The organism is Burkholderia sp. BCC1993, assembly GCF_905339865.1.
In the GTDB taxonomy this organism is placed as follows: Bacteria; Pseudomonadota; Gammaproteobacteria; order Burkholderiales; family Burkholderiaceae; genus Burkholderia.
In genome coordinates this window covers 1-2,282 of record NZ_CAJPGZ010000044.1, presented here as the reverse complement: position 1 = coordinate 2,282, position 2,282 = coordinate 1, and the positions used below count along the sequence as shown (strand labels likewise).

The following is a 2,282-nucleotide window of genomic DNA, read 5'->3' as shown; positions in this document are numbered from 1 at the left end:
GGCGCGCCGTCGACCGACGTGATCACGATGTTCGGGCGGTTCAGCTGCTTCGCCGCGAGATCGCTGCCGATCGCCTGCGGGTCGTTGATCGTGAACACGCCGTCGAGCTTCGGAAAGCGCGTCAGGTAGCCCTGCATCGTGTTCATCCCGCCTTCGCGCGAGCCCTTGCCGTCCTGGTCGCTCGACAGCAGCTTGATACCCGGGTTCTTCGCGAGCGCGGTCTTGCAGCCGTTCACGCGATCGATCACGGCCGACACCTGCGGGCCGTTCTCGATGATCACGTTACCCTTGCCGTTGAGCTTCTTCGCGAGGAAGTCGCACGCGAGTTCGCCGGCCTTCACGTTGTTGGTCTGCACGGTCGCGTTCGCGCCGGCGGCCGCGACGTCCACCGCGACGACCGTGATGCCCGCCGCCTGCGCCTTCTTCACCGCCGGCTCGATCGCCTTCGGATCGGTCGCGTTGAGCAGGATCATGTCGACGTGCGCGGAGATGAAGTTGTCGATCTGCGTGAACTGCTTGTTCAGGTCGTAGTCGGCCGAGACCGCGGTGACCTTCGCGTTCGGGTTGAGCTGCTTGGCACGCGCCTCGGCGCCTTTCACGATCGTGACGAAGTACGGGTTGCCGAGCGACCCGACCGTGACGCCGATCGATTTCAGCGGCTTGTCGGCTGCATGGGCGGCGGCGGCGCCGAAGGCAAGCGCGCAGGCGACGGCGGTCAGGGCGGCTTTTTGCTTGAACATGTCGTTGTGTCTCCGGAAGGTCCGTGGGCGGTCGGGCGCAGGAGGACCTGCCTGCGCCCCGATGGTTGAGTGGTGAGGAATGCGTATCAGGTGCGGGCCGAGTCGCGCTGGCGATAGCGGTCGAGCGCGACCGCGCCGATGATCACGAGCCCCTTGATGATGTATTGCCAGATGTCGGACACGCCGAGCAGCACGAGGCCGTTGGTCAGCACCGCGATGATCAGCGCGCCGATCAGCGTGCCGACGATCGAGCCGACGCCGCCGACGAAGCTCGTGCCGCCGAGGATCACCGCGGCGATCGCATCGAGTTCGTACGACTGGCCGAGCTGCAGGCCGTTGGCCGCATAGAGCCGCGCGGCCGACATCACCGCACCGAGACCGGCGAGCAGGCCCGACGCCGCATACACGAACAGCTGGATCGCGCGCACGTTGATGCCCGACAGCCGCGCGGCTTCCGGGTTGCCGCCGACCGAATAGATCCGCATCCCGAGCACCGTGCGGCGCAGGATGAACCACGACAGCGCGATCACCGCGCAGGCGATCACGACGAGCCACGGCACGCCGAGGATCGTGCCGTTGCCGATGAACGCGAACGGCAGTTGCGGGTTGAAGATGGTCGTGTCGTTGCCGATCAGGCGGGCGACGCCGCGCACGGCCGTCATCGCGCCGAGCGTGACGATGAACGGCGGCAGGCGCAGGAACGAGATCAGGCCGCCGTTGATCGCGCCGAACACGAGACCGACCGCGAGCGCGATCGGCACGCCGAGCCAGCCCCAGCCGGGGAGGGTCGACGCGATGAGCGCGGCGACGGCCGACGCGGCGAGCACCGAGCCGACCGACAGGTCGATGCCGCCCGTCAGGATCACGAAGGTCATGCCGGCGGCGAGCACGATGTTGATCGACGCCTGCTGCGTGACGATCGACAGGTTCTGCAGCGTGAAGAAGCCGTCGGTCATGAAGCCGAAGCCGATGCAGAGGACCAGCAGCACCGGCAGCATGCCGGCGGTGCGCATCAGCGACTGCATGCGCGCGCGATGATCGGCGCCGCGCATCAGCGGCGTACGGTTGGCGACCGGATGGGCCGTCGCGGACGCGAGGTTCCGCTGCTTGGTCGGGTTGATCATGTCGGTACCTTGAAAGAAGAAGGAGATGAAGGGGCCGTGGTCAGTGCGCGTCGGCGAGCTCGGCTTGCGAGCCGGTGGCGAGCGCGATGATCGCTTCCTGCGTGATGGGCGTGTGCGTGTGGCCGCCGAGTTCGCCGGCGATCTCGCCTTCGCGCATCACGAGCACGCGGTCGGCGACGCCGATGATCTCCGGTAGTTCGCTCGAGATCACGATCACGCCGACGCCGGCGCGGGCCAGTTCGTTGATGATCCGGTAGATCTCGGATTTCGCGCCGATGTCGACGCCGCGCGTCGGTTCGTCGAGGATCAGCACGCGCGGCTTCGTCTCGAGCAGGCGCGACAGCAGCACTTTCTGCTGGTTGCCGCCCGACAGCGCGCCGACGTTCACGTTCGCGTGCGGCACGCGGATCGACAGCGA

Annotated in this window: 3 protein-coding genes; all 3 read right to left on the bottom strand. The window is 67.4% G+C overall.

All coding sequences use genetic code 11. The annotated features are described in order from the left end of the window. Positions 1-740, bottom strand: a 740-nt coding sequence (locus U4Y91_RS36465; RefSeq protein ID WP_321809110.1) for a substrate-binding domain-containing protein, incomplete at its 3' end; no start/stop codon positions are given. A gap of 86 nt (positions 741-826) precedes the next feature. Then, positions 827-1,864: an ABC transporter permease subunit gene (locus U4Y91_RS36460; protein ID WP_321809109.1), complete on the bottom strand. Its 1,038-nt coding sequence runs from the start codon at positions 1,862-1,864 to the stop codon at positions 827-829. Between the two features lie 40 nt (positions 1,865-1,904). Then, a partial coding sequence (locus tag U4Y91_RS36455; protein ID WP_321809108.1) for an ATP-binding cassette domain-containing protein occupies positions 1,905-2,282 on the bottom strand: 378 nt, incomplete at its 5' end.